We start from the raw sequence: 15629 nt of genomic DNA, 5'->3' as shown, positions 1-15629 counted from the left end.
CGTTCTCGTGACGTCTCACCAGCAGGCCGCCCGCACCACCGGCTGCGTCCAGCCTGACGGGTCGTGCGGCGACAACCCGATTCGCCGCCGCAGCAGCTCCCTGGCGGCGTCGCCGGCCTCGCGCGGGACCACCGCCTCCATCTTGGTGAACCCGTCTGCGACGAACCGGTCACCGTCGAGGATTGTCACACCTTGGGACGATATCGGCGCTGTCCACCGATTTTCGTGGTTCCTCGCGCGGCGTCCCTCAGGCTCAGCGGTCGCGGCGGCGCCGGAACCTGCCGCTGACTCCGCCGAACAGCGCCAGGCCCTTGATCACGACCACCGGTGCCGACGGGTCGACGTCCGGGCTGTTGTGCACGTCGTAGCCGCCGAAGACGCCGACGCCCTGGCAGCGCACCTCGACCCCCTCCGGGAGGATGATCTCGGCCCCGCCGAAGATGGCGTTGATCGTGATCTCGACCTCTTTCGCCTCGAACTCGGCTTCGGTCAGGTCGAACCGCACGCCGCCGAAGACGGCCAGCGCCTTGGTCTGCCGTCGTACCCGCCAGCGGCCCCTGCGGTCGGCGCCGCCGAAGACGGCGATGATGTTGTCGGGCTCGGTGCTCGCGTTCGGCGCATAGGACACCGGGCTCGCGGCCGGTCGCTGCCGCTCCACCTGGAGGTCGTGGGTGAGGACCTCGAGCTCTCCCACGGTCTTGGCCTGGTAGAGGCTGTCGAGCCGCTCGGAGTACTCCTCGTGGCTCAGCTGGCCCGTGCTCAGGGCTTCCCCGAGCAGAGCGGCGACCTGGTCCCTGTTGCTGTCCGAGGCGCGCAGGTGGGACGTCGGGGAGTCCCGGCGCTGGGGGGGATTTTCCATGCTGGTCACGATAGTTCTCATTCGACCCGACAGGGAGTTCGTCCCGCTTCGAAATGTTCCTGTAGCCGGTCGTCGAGGAACCGGGTGATGCCGCGGACGCGGCCGCCGCTCAGCGTGAGCACGATGACCCCGGTGGGTTCGCCGTCGAGGGAGCAGGTGAACGCCGGTTGCCCGTTGGCGCGGGTGGGTTCCAACTCGAGGCGCCGGCCCGCCCGCCACGCGGCGCTCGCCCGCAGGAACGAGGCGATCGCCACCACACCGCGGTATTCGTGCGGCGCGGGCGGCATGGACAGCCACGCGTCGTCGGTGAGCAGGGCGACCAGAGCGTCGATGTCGTCGCCGGTGAAGGCCTCGGCGAAGCGGCGGACCAGATGCCGCTCCTGCGCCGACCCCTGCGCCGGCCCCTGCGCCGGTGGCTCGGCACGGCGATGGCCGAGCGAGGCCCGTGCCCGCTGCAGCAGACCCTTGACGGCGGTCGAGCTGGTGCCGAGCATCGGCGCGACCTCGCTCAGCGGATAGCCGAGCACGTCGCAGAGCACCAGGACCGCGGCCTGCCGCGGCGGGATCCGCTGGAGCGCGGCGACGAAGGCCAGTTCGACCGCCTCCCGTGCCGTGTAGCGCGCCTCGGGGCCGGGGGCGGCGTCCGGCACGAACTCGAGCAGGGCGTCCGGGTACGGCTGCAGCCACCGTACGTCGCCGTGGCGGCTGGGCTCGGGCGGCTGGAACGGCGGGCTGGGCGCGGGCGGCATCCGCCTGCCGCGGTCGCGTAGAGCGTTGAGGCACCGGTTGGTGGCTATGCGGTAGAGCCACGACCGCGACGACGCACGGCCCTGGAAGCCGTCCAGGCCACGCCAGGCCGCCAGCAACGTCTCCTGCAGCACGTCTTCCGCGTCGGTCAGCGAGCCCAGCAGGCGATAGCAGTGCAGCAGCAGCTCCTGCCGGTAGGCCGTGAGTTCTTCGAACGCGATTTCCGCCACGACCGTTCCGTTCCGCGGGTCTTCGGTGTCGTACAAGGCAGCACCGGAAGGAGACATGATGACCAGCTCAGCATTGCAGATCGCGCTCGCCTACCACCGCGCGTGGACCGGCGGGGACCTCGACCTCGCGACCGGCTACATCGCCGGCGACGTCGTGCTCGACGCCCCGGCGGGACGGCTCGTCGGGATCCAGGCGTACCGGGACTTCCTGGCGCCTTTCGCCGAACGGTTCCTCGTCAGGACGGAGATGATCGCGGCGTTCGGTGACGACGACAGGGCCCTGATGATGTACGACGCGGAGACGATCCCGGCGAAGAGCGCGCCCGCGGCCGAATGCGTCACGGTCCGCGACGGGAAGATCGTCTACAACCGGTTCGTCTTCGACCGCACGCCGTTCGACGAATTCCGCCGCCGGCAGGCCCAGGCCGGCGCCGGCCAGGGCTAGGGCCAACGCAGGTGATTCCGCCGATTACCCGGCCGGGCGGGGCGGGCGACACTGTGCCTCCCCGACATTCGTCTCACGGAGGTAACCCGTGCGCGTACCCGTCCGGTCCCCCCGGCGGCGGATCACCGCCGCGGCGCTGGGGGCGGCGCTCGCCGCCGCCCTCCTCGGCGCCCCGCCGGCCGCCCAGGCCGCGGCAGCGAGCCCTGCCATCAGCGTCCCGGCCGCCGGCGACCACGGCTTCCCGTTCCTCGCCGCGGCGGAGGACCTCGGCTCGTTCGGCTTCACGGAGAGCGAGTACTTCATCGAGGGCACCGCCACCTCCTACGCCAAGTCCGGCATCTGGACGTCGGACGGCCGGTGGAACGTCCGGGCGGCCGGCCGCGCCGCGTACAAGACCCGGCTCCTGGTCCGCCGGCCCGTCGACCCGGCGAGGTTCAACGGAACGGTCGTGGTCGAATGGCTCAACGTCAGCGGCCAGATCGACCTGTCCCCGGACTACTGGTTCGAACGCGACGAACTGCTGCGCAAGGGCTACGCGTGGGTGGGCGTCTCGGCGCAGGAGGTCGGCGTCAACGGCGGCCTCGGCGAGATCAGCGGTCTCAAGGGCTGGGACCCGGCGCGGTACGGCAGCCTCGTCCACCCCGGGGACGCCTACGCGTACGACATCTTCTCCCAGGCCGGGCAGGCGCTGCGCACGCCGAACGGGCCCGATCCGCTCGGCGGCCTGCACGTCACGACGCTGCTCGCCGACGGCGAGTCGCAGTCGGCCGGCTTCATGACGACGTACGTCAACGCGGTGCAGCCCGTGTCGAAGGTCTACGACGGCTTCATGATCCACAGCAACGGCGCGGTCGGCTCCCCGATCAGCGGCAGTCTGATCGACGTGCTGGCGATGCCGAACCCGAGCAGGATCCGTACGGACCTGCCGGTGCCGACGTTCGTCGTGCTCACCGAGACCGACGTACCGACGGCGTTCGCGGCCCGGCAGCCGGACACCGACCGGGTGGTGCACTGGGAGCTGGCCGGTACGGCCCACGGCGACCAGTGGGCGTACGACCTCGGTGACCCGACGGTGCAGAAGTCGGCGGGCTCCGCCGCGCCCCGGGCCGACTGCGCCGCCGGGTCGGCGCCGTTCAACGACGGACCCGGCCACTACTCCATGAACGCGGCGCTGCGTCACCTGGCCGCCTGGGCGAGGGGCGGGCCCCGGCCGCCGAGCGGGGCGTCGCTGCACCCCGAGCTGCGCGACCCGGCCACGGGCCTGGCCGTGGGCGGCGTCCGGCTCCCCGACATGGCGGTGCCGACCCGCACGCTCACGGGGGAGCGGGACACCAGCGGCAGTGGCGTATTCTGCGGCCTCTACGGCGCCCGCGACCCGTGGAACGGCGACGCCGACCCGTGGGACCGGCACAACCTGGGCGACCCGTCCGACCCGTTCCTGCCGCGTACGGCCGAGCCGGTGCTGGCCCGGCTCTACCCGACGCACGCCGACTACGTGAGCAAGGTGCGGGCGGCCGCGCAGGCGTCGGTGAGCGCCGGATACCTCCTGCCGGAGGACGCGACCACGATCGTCACCGCCGCGGAGAACTCCGGCGTCGGCGGCTGACGCGGCCACCGGGGCGAAGCCCCTTCCCTCGACGGCGAAGGCCCCTTCCCGCGTCCGGGAAGGGGCCTTTTCCGCCCGGATGCCCACTTCCGCCGGGCTCCCTCACGCGACGGCGGCGGCAGCCCAGAGACCGTCGATCGCCTGCTCCGCCGCCGCGAGGCTCTTGTCGGCCAGCGGAATCAGCTCGGTCATCGCCGGTGTCACGTAGGCGAGGGTGAGCTCGGCCGTGATGAAGCGGGGCCGCAGGCCCGTCATGGAGAGGCCGTGCGGCAGCCACGGCTCCGCGTGGTCCCATCCCTCGCGGGGGGTCCCCGCCCCGTAGCCGCCGCCGCGACTCGCGAGGACCAGGAGGTCACGCCCTCCCAGCAGGCCCTCGCCCGTCGCAGGGTCGTACGACAGTCCGGGGGCGATGAGGTGGTCCACCCAGGACTTGACGGCGCTGGGCGCCCCGAAGTTGTAGAGCGGCAGCCCGAGCACGATCGTGTCGGCCTGTCTCACCTCGCCGACCAGCTGTTCCGTCAACCTCCACGAGGCCGCCTGGGCCGCGGTGTGCTGCTCCCGCGGGACCATCCGGGCCAGGCCACTGTCCTGGTCGAGATGCGGGAGCGGGGTGCTGCCCAGGTCGCGGTAGGTGACGGTGCCCCCGGGATGCGTGGCGCGCCAGGCGGCGACGGCCCTCGCGGTGAGCTTGCGGCTGACGGAACGCTCGCCCTGGATGCTCGCGTCGATGTGCAGCAGATGGGACATTTCCTCGCCCTCCACAGATGGTTTGTGCTTTGTCAATGATTAGCCTTCCATCTATCGCAGGTCAAGTCGGCTAGAGTTGGACCATGGCGTCCCTGCCCGTCGTCAACCAGCCGGTGCACCGGTGCGGCGCGTTGCTCGACCACCTCGCGCGCCGTCTGCGTCTACGTTCCGAGTCGGTGCTCGCGCCGCTCGGCCTGCGTCCCCGCCACCTCGTCGCCCTCACGGTGCTGCGGGACCGTGGCGGCAGCACCCAGCAGGCGCTCGCGAGCACGCTGGAGATGGACGGGACCAATGTCGTCGGGCTGCTCAACGACCTGGAGGCCGAGAAGCTGATCGAGCGGCGGCGGTCGCCGGAGGATCGCCGCAGGCACATCGTCGAACTCACCGAAGCCGGCGCGAAGCGGCTCGCGAAGGCCGAGTTCGCGCTGGCGGCGGTCGAGGACGAGGTGCTCGGTGCGCTCGACCACGACCAGCGTGAGACTCTCTACGGCCTGCTCCAGCAGGTGGCCGGCGGCAGTGCGGAGGCCTGCGCCGAAGTGGCCGCCTGCGACGAAGCCCCACCCTGCTGAGAGCGGCAGGGCCGCCTGCTTCCAGCAGAGGATCCCAAAATCCGGAAGTACGTACTAATCTATGTTCTTACTATGAAGGACGTAGATAGCTATGAGAACGATCAGGACGGCTTCCTTTACGACCCGCGAGCCAGGGCGGCGATGGCGTGGATCGCCGGCGACGACGGTGATCTGCCCGCGTTCGAGGCGAGCGCGGCCGTCCGCACCGCCTGTCACGCCGTCGAGCGCCTCCGCTCCCACGGCTCCGAGGGCAGAGGAGTCAGCGCGGGCGCTCTCGACCTGCTGATCCGGCTCGCCGCGAGCGAGCGGGGGATCAGCATCGGCGAGCTCGCCCGGGCCGCCGGGGTCAGCTCCCGCAACGTCACCGGCCTGGTGGACACCCTCGAACGCGACGGGCTGGTCCGCCGGGTCCCCGACCCGAGTGACCGGCGTTCGGTCCTCGCCGAGATCACCCCGGCCGGCCGGGCGTGGATCGACGACTTCCGCAAGCCGTCGAGGCTCGCCATGAAGGCGCTGTTCCAGGGGTTCACGCCCGAAGAACTGGTCGTCCTGCGCGACCTGTGCCTGCGCCTGGCCGCCAACCAGCAGCGCCTCTCCGCCCACCTCCGTCAGATCGGATCCCAGCCGTGAACGCCACGCAGGAACAGACGCGCCGCGCCGTACGCGGGTATCACGAGGCACGTTTCCGCGGGGACGCGACCGCCGCCGCGGCACATCTGGGGGAGCCCTTCCGGTTCCAGAGCCCGTTCTTCAGCTCTGACGACCGGGCCGGGCATCTGGCGACGTTGCCGGGGTTCGTGTCGATCGTGACCGGGGTTGACCTCATCAGCGAGCTGTACGGCGAAGCCGAGGCGACGCTCGTGTACGACGTGCACACCGCGACGCCGGCCGGCACGCAGCGCACGGCCGAGCACTTCCGCCTGGACGACGGCAAGATCGTCTCGATCATGCTGGTGTTCGACGCGTCGCCCTGGCAGCCGATGAGAGCGGAGATCGAGCCGGATTTCGGGCGTTGACCACGCCTGTCCGGGTGAACCCGCGGGGCCCCTGGGCACGAAGGACCCCGCGGGAGTAGGGGGTCAGCCGTTGACCTCCAGGGCCACGCGTACGGCCGACTCCAGCGCGCCCTCGATCCAGGAGTGCTTGAGCGAGGTGTGCTCGCCGGCGAAGTGCAGCGGGCCCTCGGGGACGGCGATGGCGGGGTGGACCTCGGTCATCTGGCCGGGCGTGAAGACCGCCGCCTCGCCGAAGGCGTAGCGGTTGCGCATCCAGCTCTGGGTCTGGCCGCGGCCGGTGTAGAACTCCGCGACGCGGTCTCCGTGCACCTCCTGGAGCCCGCGCAGCGCGTAGCCGTACCGTTCCTCGTCGTCCATCGAGTCCCAGCGGGTCGCGTCGTCGGCCCACGAGTAGCTGGCCAGCACGACGCCGCCCTCGCTGCCCGGCACGGGGTGCGAGGGGAAGTAGATGAACCGGTTGGCGTTGTCGCAGACCGACCCGCCGCCCATCGTGTGCGCCACCGGCCCGGGCCGGTGGCGGCCGCCGAGCTCGCGTTTCCAGTCCTCCTCGGTGAACTCCCACCAGCGCCTGCGGAACTCCAGCAGCACCTTGGTGGCGGAGTCGTAGTGCAGTTCCATGATCGAGCGGCGCTTGCGGTAGGACAGGGCCGGCGCGATCTCGACGTGGCGCAGCGCGGAGAACGGGACCGTGATGATCGCCACGTCCCCCTCGAACGTCTCCCGCGGCGTCTGCCGGGTGAACTCCGACTCCGTGCTGCCCGCCTCGCTGACCGTCGAGACGCGCACGCGGCGTCCGGACGTCTCGATCCGTACGGCCCTGCGGTCCATGTGGATCTCGTCGCGCAGGCCCGGCTCCAGCGCGTACGGCAGCTCCCTGCTGCCGCCGGTCATCTCCCAGTAGGTCACGGCCGGGTTCACGAGGCTGCGGGTGAGGAACGTGTGCATGAACGACAGCGGCAGCCGGGAGGTGAGGTTCTCCAGCGTGCCGATGGCGTCGATCGCCTCGTCGCCGAGCTTCGCGTGCTCCTTGAGGTAGGCGTACATCGAGTAGCCGTCGAAGTCGTACAGCAGCCGGGCCCAGCCCTCGATCTGCTCGGGCAGCGGCTTGTCGATCCGCTTGTCGCCCCTGCGTACGGAGAAGTAGTCCCTCGCCGGGTCCAGGGCGGCGTCGAGGATCTCGGCCGCGGTCCGGTCGTCCCTGAGGCCGAACGACGCGTTGATCCTGCGTGGATCCCTCGCGTACTCGTCGCGCCGCTGGGTGATGCCGTTGACATGGATGAACGTGTGGTTCACACGCGGGGGCGCCGTGAAGGCGCCCTTGGACGGGCCGGAACGCCACTCCTGTCCGGTGTATGAGGTGTAGACGACCGGCGGCACCGGTCCGCGGGGGACGGCGCCGGGCGGCACGTCGACGTTGTAGAAGGGCCGGCGCGTGATCCCCAGCTTGTCGATGAGCGCCAGCGTCAGCGGGTGGAAGTCCGGGATGCGCATGGCCCCCGCTTCGGCGTACTGCCGCCTGTCCCGGAAGCCTGTACGGAAGGTCTTGATCCGGCCGCCGATCCGGTTGCCGTTGGCCTCGATGACGGTGACGTGGTGCCCGGCCCGCTTCAGCAGCGTAGCCGCCACCAGGCCGGAGATCCCGGCCCCGACGATCAGGACCTTCTTGGGCGTGCGGGTCCTGGGCAGGCCGTTGTCGATGAGCACCTGCAGGTATCGGTGCTTGAGGTCGTTGCCGTCCTTGTCGACGAGCAGGTGGTCGCGCGCCACCTGAAGACAGGTCTGCCAGCGCTCTCCCGCGTACGGCGCGCGCGCCGCCGAGGCGGGGGCCGTGCCCAGGGACGGACTCATGACCGATCCCACCGCGCCCAGCCCGGCCAGCTTGGCGAATCCCCGACGGTCGATTGAGACCACGAACTCCTCCTCCGCGAGTCGATTACGGAGAGTGAGTTTCGGGGTCAAGGTCATACGACGGCACGCGACGCGCCGGGGTCGGGCAACTGGTGTCCCAGGCAATGGTCAAGACGAGGGCGTGTCGTCCAGCATTCGTTCCCAGAACACCTCGTCATGCCATGCCCCGTCGAGGAAGATGTGGGCGTGGGCGACCCCCCAGGGGCGGAAGCCGTTGGCGCGCAGCACCCGCTGCGAGGCCAGGTTGTCCATCCGGGTGTGCGCCTCCGCGCGGTGCAGCCCGAGCTCCTCGGTCATCACGGTGAGTATCTGACTGACCGCCCGGGTCGCGTGACCCCGGCCGTCGAAGGCCGAGGCGACCCAGTAGCCCAGGAAGCCCTTCCGGAAAGGGCCGCGCAGGATCGTGCTCACGGTCACCTGACCGACGACCTCGCCGCCCGCGAGGATGACCGCCGGCCAGCGCTCGCCCCGGTCGTGCTCGGCGAGCAGCGCCTCGATGCGCCGGCGCTGCCCGGCCGCCGTGTAGAACTCGTCCGGCTGGGCCGGTTCCCAGGCGGTGTACGCCCGCCTGTCGCGGGCGCGGTGCGCCGCGATCACCTCGGCGTCGTCCACCCGGATGAGCCGGATCGTGGTGTCCTCGTCCGCCATGCGGTCGTCTCCTCCGCTCGTGGTACCGTCCGCGCTGCCGGGCGATCGTATCCCTGCCGGTGTCGTCCGGTGGGCCGGGAAAGTCACGGCTGGACCGGTTCAAGCCGTCTCTCTAGCATTGGCCCGTGCGGCTGAACGTCCTCGGTCCCATGGAACTCGTCGTGGCCGGGCAGGTCGTACCAGCCGGGCCGCCCAAGCAGCGAGCGCTCCTGGCCCTCCTCGTGATGAACGCCGATCGGGTGCTCCCGGCGGACGTGCTGGCCGACAGGCTCTGGGGCGGCAGCCCGCCCGCGAGCGCCCAGGGCAGCCTTCAGGTGTACGTCTCCAACCTGCGCCGCCGCCTGGAGCCCGGCCGGAAGGCGGGGGCGCCGGCCACGGTCCTGGTCAGCGCGGCGGACGGGTACGGCCTGATGACCGGCGAGATCGGCCTCGACACGCGGGACTTCGACGCGCTCGTGTCCACGGGGTCGGGACACCTGGACGAGGGACGGCACGAGCAGGCGGCGGCCGTGCTCACCGAGGCGCTCGCCCTGTGGCGGGGCGACGCCTACGCCGACGCGCGGTCCGAGGAGTGGGCGCGGCCGGAGATCGCCCGACTGGAGCAGCTCCGGCTCGACGCGGTCGAAGGGCTGGCGGGGGCACTGCTTGAGCTGGGACGCCACACGGATGTGGTCGCGCGGCTCGAACCGTTCGTGCACGACCACCCGCTGCGGGAGCGGGCCTGGGAACTGCTCGCGCTGGCCCACTATCGGTCGGGCCGTCAGGCGGCGGCGCTGGAGTGCCTGCGCAGGGTGCGCGAGGTGCTGGCGGGCGAGCTGGGCATCGATCCGGGGCCCCGGCTGCGCGAGCTGGAGACCGCCGTGCTGCGCCAGGACGCCGCGCTGACCGCGGCGGCGAGACCCGCCGCGCCGCCCCCACGACGGCCCGGCCCCGGGCGACGCGCGGACGACGGGCCGTTCGTGGGACGTGAGAGCGCGCTGGAGTTCCTGGCCGCCGCCGTGAAGGCGGCATCCACGGCCCGGCAGGTCGTGCTCGTGGACGGCGAGCCGGGTGTCGGCAAGACCAGCCTGCTCAGGAGGTTCCGCGCGACCGCCGGCGTCCCGGTGGGATGGGGGTCGAGCCCCGACCACGAGACGGCGCCCGCCCTGTGGCCGTGGGAGCAGGTGCTGCGCGACCTCGCGGACGCGGCACCCGGCGCCGTCCTGCCCGAGGAGGTCCGCACGTTCCTGGCGGGCGGGGTGGAGGCGATCCCGGCGTACGACGCGCAGGGGGCGCGGCTGCGGTTCTTCGAGGCGGTCGGGACGTTCCTGGCCGATCTCGGCCCGGTGGCCGTCGTCCTGGAGGACGTCCACGCGGCCGACGACGCGACGCTGCGCCTGCTGGTCCACGTCGCGTCCACCGCGCGGCCGGGCCTGCTTGTCGTGGCCAGCTTCCGGCGGCACGAGGCGTCGGTGCTGACCGCCACCCTGTCGGCGCTGTCCCGGCTCGGCGCGCGCAGGCTGGGCCTCGACGGGCTCGCCACCGAGGAGGTGCGCGCGCTCGTGCGGGAGCTGTCCGGCCGCGACCCGGGCAGCCGGAAGGCCGGGGAACTGCGCGGGCGCACCGGGGGGAACCCGTTCTTCCTCGCCGAGCTGGCCCGGGCGGGTGAGGAGCTGCCGCAGGGCGTGCTCGACGTCGTGCTGCACCGGGTGGCCGGGCTGGGAGAGGAGACGGCCGCCCTGCTGGAGCTGGCCGCGGTCGCGGGCGACGAGTTCGAGGCGCGGGTCATGGCCGAGGTCGCCGGGCGCGACCTGGGCGACCTGGTGCCCTCGCTGGACGCGGCGCTGGCGGCCGGTCTGATCCGCGAGTCGGGCGCCAGGCTGGGTGGGTACGTGTTCGCCCACGCCCTGGTGACCGACGCGTTGCTGTCGCGCCGCTCCCGCCTCTGGCGGGCGGGCGTGCACGCGCGGCTGGCCGGCGTGCTCACCCGCGCGTACGGCGATCGGGACGACCAGGCGGCGACCATCGCGCGGCACTGGCTGGCGGCGGCCGAGCTGGGCCCGCAGCCGGCCCGCATGGCGATGGACTATGCCGCCCGTGCCGCGCGTGCGGCCATGCGCAGGCACGCGCTCGACGACGCGGCCACCTCATGGCAGGAGGCGCTGGCGGCGGCCGAGCTCGCCGGAGCGGAGGCGGCCGAGCGGTTCGAGCTCGCGGTCGGCCTGGCGGACAGCCGCTACGCCGCCGGGCGGTACGACGAGGGCTACGAGGCGATCGAACAGGCGCTGGCACTCGCCGGAGACGACCTGGAGCGGGCCGTCAGGGCCGCCGACATCGCGATGGGGCACGGTGTCTGGGTTCCCTTCCGGCATGGTCTGGACGTGCGCGTCCTGCGGGAGTCGATGGAGCGCGCCGTGCGCGAGCTGCCGCGAAACGCCGCCGCCTGGACGTCCGCGCAGGCCGTGCGGGCCGTCGTGCTGGCCCAGACCGGCGGCGAGGACCAGGTCGAGCGGGTCTCGTCGCAGGCCGTGGCGGCGGCGGAGCGACTGGGCGACCCCATGCTGCTGCGGCGCGTGCTCCACCTGCGGTTGCTCGCCATGCAGGGGCAGGACTTCATCGACCAGCTGGCCGAGACCTCGCGGCGCCTGCTGGCGGAGCCGGATCTGTCGTCCCAGTTGCAGGTGATCGCACAACTCCACCTCGTCGCTCATCACGTCGAGTACGGCCGGGTGGCGGAGGCGCGCGAGTTGCTGACGGAGACCGACGCGCTGCTGCGCGGCCTGCACAACCCGACGCTGGCGCTGCAGGCGGCGATCGCGCACGTGGGGCTCGACCTGTTCCAGGGCGTGCCGGAGCCGACCCGCCACTTCGAGCCCGTCAGGGCGACGTTGTCCTTCTCCGACCTCGCGTACTTCGAGGTGGGCATGCTCGCCGTGCGGGCCGAGACGCTCCTGCAGGAGGACCGCCTCGGCGCGGAAGTGGAATGGATCGAGGAGATGTTCCGGCGTACGGGCCTGGCGGGGCTCGCCTACGTCCTGGCGTACGCGCTGGCGGACCTGGGCGAGCGTGAGCGTGCTCTGCGGCTGCTGCGTGAGACCCCTCCACCGCCGCGCGACTACCACTGGGCGATGGCCACCATGTGCCGGCTGCACGCGGCGATCCGGCTCGGCGAGCTGGACGTCGTGCGGGAGGTCTACGACGCGTTCCGTCCCTTCGCCGGCCTGCTGCACGTGAACGGCACCTGCACCACCGTCGACGGGGCGTACGACGGCCACTTGGGTGAGGCGCTGCTGGCGCTGGGGGACCGTGCGGGAGCGCGGGCCCATCTGCGGGAGGCGGTGCGCGTCCTGGAGGAGGCGGGTGCGGGCTACTGGCTGTCAAGGGCCCGACAAGCCCTCGACAAGTGCTCATAAGGGCAGGAAACGCACGCTGTTCCCCACACACGTGAGGGAGCAGATGATCACACAAGAACACCTCGCCGGCTTCCTGCTGATGCACGCCGGCTTCCGGGCGGAGTTCGGCCGCCTCGCCGAGGCGTGCCGCGCCCCCCGGGACCGCGAGCACGAGGAACTCCTGGAGGAGCAGCTCGCACTCCTGCTGGAGATGCTCCACGCCCACCACACCCACGAGGACACCACGCTGTGGCCCACGCTCGTCGCCCACGCCCCCGAGGCGGGGGACGTGCTGGCCGAGCTGGAGTCCGAGCACGCCGTGCTCGACCCGCTCGTGGCGGTCGCCGCCGACCGTGCGGCGCCCCTGCCGGAGCGCGTTCCCGCTCTGCGGCGGCTGCACGAGCTGGTCAACGAGCACCTCGACCACGAGGAGCGCACGGCCGTGCCGCTGATGCTGCGGCACCTCACACCCGACGACATCGAGGCGGACAGGCGCAAGGCGATGGCCGACTTCGGCCGCCGCGTCCCGATCGTCTTCGGGTGGCTCGTCTCCAGCGCCGACCCCGCCCTGCTCACGGCCGCGTTCGCGGACCTGCCGGTCGTGGCCCGGCTGATGTTCCGCCTGTTCTGGTGGCCCGCCTACCAGCGGCGGTTCGCCCGGCTGTACGGCGTGTCCATCTCTCTGCCCGCACCCCTGGAGTCGTGATGACCACCCTGACCACCTGGCCGCGCGAGGCCGCCGAGCTGTTCGGCCGCGCCGTGGTCTGCGAGTACGCCTCGCTCACCCGGGACGGACGGCCCGTCACCTGGCCGGTCACGCCGTACGTCGGCGCGGGCGGCACGCTCGACGTGAGCACCGGGCTCACCTATCCCGACAAGGCGGAGCGGGCCCGCCGCGACCCGCGCGTCGCGCTGCTGTACTCCTCCGCCGAAGGCAGCGGCCTCGACCGGCCGCCCGTCGTCCTCGTGCAGGGCCGGGCCGCCGTACGCGACGCCGATCTGCAGGCCAACACCGACAGGTATGTCCGGGAGTCCCTGGCCAAGGCGGGCTCCGGCTTCGCCGGGACGCCGTGGTTCCTGACGAAGCGGCTGGGGTGGTACTTCGCCCGCATCTATGTGGAGGTGACCCCGGAGCGGATCGTCTGGTGGCCCGAGGGCGACCTGTCCGGGACACCGGAGGTGTGGATCCGGCCCGGTGAGGCGGCCGCGCCCGTCTCCGACCCTGCTCCGAACGGCCCCCGGCTGCCGAGCCGGTCCGTCGCGCCGGCGGACTGGCGGCCCTTCGCCGGCCGCGCGGCCCGCCTGGGCGAGCCCGTCGTCACCATGGTCGACGCCGGCGGCATGCCGCTGGCCGTGCGCACCCGCTCGGCCGTACGCACCGAGGCGGGGTTCGACCTGCTGCTGCCCGCGGGTGTCGAAGCCGTCGCCGGGCCGGTGTGCCTCACCTTCCATCGGCACGGCCCGGGCTTGGAATGGCAGGAGAACGTGGTGCTCGTCGGCACCGCGACGGGGGAGGGCGACCGGCTGAGCGTACGGGTCGAGCGGGCCCTGAACGACTGGAGCCTCGCCGGGAGCAGCCGCGAGCGGTTCCGGTCGTTCCTCGGACAGGGCAGCCTGCTCAGGAAGCGCCTGAAGGCCGAGGCCGCCCGCCGCGGCCAGCCCGTCCCCAGCGTCCGCCGCCCCCGCACCTGATCTACGTACGGCAGCATGGTGAGGTGGCAGAAGGATCGCAGCTGTGGCGTAACCGGGATTTCTCCGTGTTCTGGGCGTCCCAGACGCTGTCGGTCGCGGGGGACTCGTTCGCCCTCATCGCGGTCCCGTTGCTCGTGCTGCACGTGACCGGATCGGTCGCGCAGATGGGCCTGCTGACCGGCCTGGCGAGCGCCGCGTCGGTGGCGGCGGGGGTCTTCGCCGGGGTCCTGGTCGACCGGCTCGACCGCAGGCGCCTGCTGATCTGGTGCGATGTGGCGAGGATGGCGCTGTATGGCATCGTCCCGGTCGCCTGGGCCTTCGGGCCCAAGGTCTGGCTGCTCTACGTGGTCCTGCCGCTCAGCGAGGCGATCGGCATGGTCTTCCAGGTCGCGTACGTCACGGCGGTGCGGGGTCTGGTCGACGCGGACCGGATCACCGAGGCCAACGGGCGGCTGGGCGCCACCGCCGCCGCGGCGGGGGTCGGCGGGCCGCTGCTGGCCGGGGTGGTGGCGGGCTGGTTCGGCCCCACGGCCGCCATCGCGATCAACGCGGCCAGCTTCGGGGTCTCCGCGCTGGGCGTCCTGCTGATCCGGCTCAGGCGGCAGCCGGCGCCCTCGCCCTCGCCGGAGGAAGCACGGGGGCCCTGGCACGAGCTGCTCGCCGGGGCCCGCTTCCTGTGGCGGCAGCCGGTGCTGCGTGCCCTGACCGTCCTGCTGTCGTTCTTCATCTTCCTGACCCTCGGGCTGACCGACGTGCTGATCTATCACCTCAAGCACGACCTCGGCCAGTCCGACGGCGCCGTGGGGGTGGTGCTCGCGGTCGCCGCGCTGGGCACGGTCGCCGGCTCGCTCCTCGTCGGTCCCGTACGCCGCAGGCTGGGGTTCGGCGCCTCCTGGATCGGGGCGATCGCGGTCGCCGGGCTCGCCGTCATGGGGCTCGGCGTGTCCACCGGTGTCCCCGTCGCCGGGGCGACGGCTGCCGCCTACCTCGCCTGCGTCAGCGTGGCCGGGATCTGCTCGATGTCGCTGCGCCAGCAGGTCACCCCCGACCACCTGCTGGGCAGGGTCACCTCGGCCTTCTGGACGATCCACTTCTCGCTGGGCCCGGCGGGGGCGGCCGTGCTGACCTGGGGCGCGCAGCGGCACGGGGTCGAGGTGGTCTGCCTGCTGGCCGGGGCGGCCTGCCTGCTGATCGCGGTCGCCGCGTTCTTCACGCCCATCCGCCAGCAGAACCCGGAGCTGTCCGGCGCCACCGGCTGACGGCTCACGTCCCGCGGCCCGGCCCGGACGGCTCCCAGTCGACCAGGCGGCGGACCAGGTCCACCGCGCCCGCCAGCGTCTCCCGCTCGGCGGGGGACAGCGTGTCCTCGATCGCCTCGGCGAGCCAGTCGGCCCGCCGGGTGCGCACCTGTTCCAGGGCGTCGAGCCCGGCGGCGGTCAGCGAGACGGGGGCCTTGCGGCCGTCGACGGGATGCGTGCCGCGCTCGGCGAGCCCCTGGTCGATCAGCTGGCCGACGGTGCGGGCCATCGACTGCGGGCGCACCCGCCGGGCGGCGGCCAGTTCGCTGGTGGTCATCGGGCCCTGCCGGCCGAGCAGGCCGATCACCGCGATGATCCCGGGAGGTATCGGGTCGTCCTCGCGCACCCGCCTGACCAGATGCCCGACCACGAGCCGCAGCTCGGCGGCGACCTCGGACGCGTCCCTCATGGGCTCAGCGTAGCCGAGATGCACAGCCTTGCTGGCAATCTATTCAGCATGGCTGTACAGTTCCGCTGTCTATATTTGAAGGAG

Annotated in this window: 16 protein-coding genes; 9 read left to right on the top strand and 7 right to left on the bottom strand. The window is 72.5% G+C overall.

The window, feature by feature from the left end; translation table 11 throughout:
• Window positions 1–15: 15 nt before the first annotated feature.
• The 3 genes from HHX35_RS34995 to HHX35_RS34985 all read right to left on the bottom strand — a co-directional run bounded on the left by HHX35_RS34995 (window position 16) and on the right by HHX35_RS34985 (window position 1836).
• A complete protein-coding gene (locus tag HHX35_RS34995; protein ID WP_182902925.1) occupies window positions 16–189 on the bottom strand; it encodes a hypothetical protein in 174 nt (57 codons plus the stop codon).
• Between the two features lie 64 nt (window positions 190–253).
• Complete coding sequence (locus HHX35_RS34990; RefSeq protein WP_182902924.1) at window positions 254–859, bottom strand: DUF1707 domain-containing protein; 606 nt, start codon at window positions 857–859, stop codon at window positions 254–256.
• 17 nt (window positions 860–876) lie between these two features.
• Window positions 877–1836 (bottom strand): RNA polymerase subunit sigma-70, encoded by a 960-nt coding sequence (locus HHX35_RS34985; RefSeq protein ID WP_310739513.1) that lies wholly within the window; start codon window positions 1834–1836, stop codon window positions 877–879.
• Between the two features lie 55 nt (window positions 1837–1891).
• Between HHX35_RS34985 and HHX35_RS34980 the strand changes: the two genes are divergently transcribed.
• Window positions 1892–2281: a nuclear transport factor 2 family protein gene (locus tag HHX35_RS34980; protein ID WP_220506243.1), complete on the top strand. Its 390-nt coding sequence runs from the start codon at window positions 1892–1894 to the stop codon at window positions 2279–2281.
• An 88-nt stretch (window positions 2282–2369) separates the two neighbouring features.
• Window positions 2370–3887, top strand: a complete 1518-nt coding sequence (locus tag HHX35_RS34975; RefSeq protein ID WP_182902922.1) for an alpha/beta hydrolase domain-containing protein — start codon at window positions 2370–2372, stop codon at window positions 3885–3887.
• A gap of 102 nt (window positions 3888–3989) precedes the next feature.
• Here HHX35_RS34975 and HHX35_RS34970 read toward each other — a convergent pair whose 3' ends face one another.
• Window positions 3990–4634 (bottom strand): FMN-dependent NADH-azoreductase, encoded by a 645-nt coding sequence (locus HHX35_RS34970; RefSeq protein WP_182902921.1) that lies wholly within the window; start codon window positions 4632–4634, stop codon window positions 3990–3992.
• An 83-nt stretch (window positions 4635–4717) separates the two neighbouring features.
• Here HHX35_RS34970 and HHX35_RS34965 point away from each other — a divergent pair, with 83 nt between their 5' ends.
• The 3 genes from HHX35_RS34965 to HHX35_RS34955 all read left to right on the top strand — a co-directional run bounded on the left by HHX35_RS34965 (window position 4718) and on the right by HHX35_RS34955 (window position 6219).
• Window positions 4718–5203: a MarR family winged helix-turn-helix transcriptional regulator gene (locus HHX35_RS34965; RefSeq protein WP_182902920.1), complete on the top strand. Its 486-nt coding sequence runs from the start codon at window positions 4718–4720 to the stop codon at window positions 5201–5203.
• 72 nt (window positions 5204–5275) lie between these two features.
• The gene (locus HHX35_RS34960; RefSeq protein WP_182902919.1) at window positions 5276–5833 is read left to right on the top strand and encodes a MarR family winged helix-turn-helix transcriptional regulator; all 558 of its coding nucleotides are present in this window, start codon (window positions 5276–5278) and stop codon (window positions 5831–5833) included.
• Entirely contained in the window at window positions 5830–6219 is a 390-nt protein-coding gene (locus HHX35_RS34955) for a hypothetical protein (RefSeq protein ID WP_182902918.1), read from the top strand. Before HHX35_RS34960 ends, HHX35_RS34955 begins: the two co-directional genes overlap by 4 nt.
• Before the next feature lie 63 nt (window positions 6220–6282).
• Here the strand turns inward: HHX35_RS34955 and HHX35_RS34950 are convergent, their stop codons facing one another.
• Window positions 6283–8130: an FAD-dependent oxidoreductase gene (locus HHX35_RS34950; RefSeq protein ID WP_310739512.1), complete on the bottom strand. Its 1848-nt coding sequence runs from the start codon at window positions 8128–8130 to the stop codon at window positions 6283–6285.
• A gap of 105 nt (window positions 8131–8235) precedes the next feature.
• Window positions 8236–8775, bottom strand: a complete 540-nt coding sequence (locus HHX35_RS34945; protein ID WP_182902917.1) for a GNAT family N-acetyltransferase — start codon at window positions 8773–8775, stop codon at window positions 8236–8238.
• 125 nt (window positions 8776–8900) lie between these two features.
• Here HHX35_RS34945 and HHX35_RS34940 point away from each other — a divergent pair, with 125 nt between their 5' ends.
• The 4 genes from HHX35_RS34940 to HHX35_RS34925 are packed head-to-tail and all read left to right on the top strand — an operon-like array spanning window position 8901 to window position 15097.
• Window positions 8901–12167 carry a BTAD domain-containing putative transcriptional regulator gene (locus HHX35_RS34940; protein WP_182902916.1) on the top strand — a complete coding sequence of 1089 codons (3267 nt, stop codon included), beginning with the start codon at window positions 8901–8903 and terminating at the stop codon, window positions 12165–12167.
• A 43-nt stretch (window positions 12168–12210) separates the two neighbouring features.
• The gene (locus HHX35_RS34935; RefSeq protein WP_182902915.1) at window positions 12211–12852 is read left to right on the top strand and encodes a hemerythrin domain-containing protein; all 642 of its coding nucleotides are present in this window, start codon (window positions 12211–12213) and stop codon (window positions 12850–12852) included.
• Window positions 12852–13838 carry a pyridoxamine 5'-phosphate oxidase family protein gene (locus HHX35_RS34930; protein ID WP_182902914.1) on the top strand — a complete coding sequence of 329 codons (987 nt, stop codon included), beginning with the start codon at window positions 12852–12854 and terminating at the stop codon, window positions 13836–13838. The genes HHX35_RS34935 and HHX35_RS34930 overlap by 1 nt, the downstream gene beginning before the upstream one ends.
• A 23-nt stretch (window positions 13839–13861) precedes the next feature.
• Window positions 13862–15097, top strand: a complete 1236-nt coding sequence (locus HHX35_RS34925; RefSeq protein WP_220506242.1) for an MFS transporter — start codon at window positions 13862–13864, stop codon at window positions 15095–15097.
• 4 nt (window positions 15098–15101) lie between these two features.
• Here the strand turns inward: HHX35_RS34925 and HHX35_RS34920 are convergent, their stop codons facing one another.
• On the bottom strand, window positions 15102–15545 hold the full coding sequence (locus HHX35_RS34920; RefSeq protein ID WP_182902913.1) for a MarR family winged helix-turn-helix transcriptional regulator: 444 nt from the start codon (window positions 15543–15545) through the stop codon (window positions 15102–15104).
• Window positions 15546–15629: the final 84 nt, after the last annotated feature.

The organism is Microbispora sp. H10830 (assembly GCF_014161375.1).
GTDB lineage: Bacteria > Actinomycetota > Actinomycetes > Streptosporangiales > Streptosporangiaceae > Microbispora > Microbispora catharanthi.
This window is presented reverse-complemented; position numbering and strand designations above follow the sequence as displayed.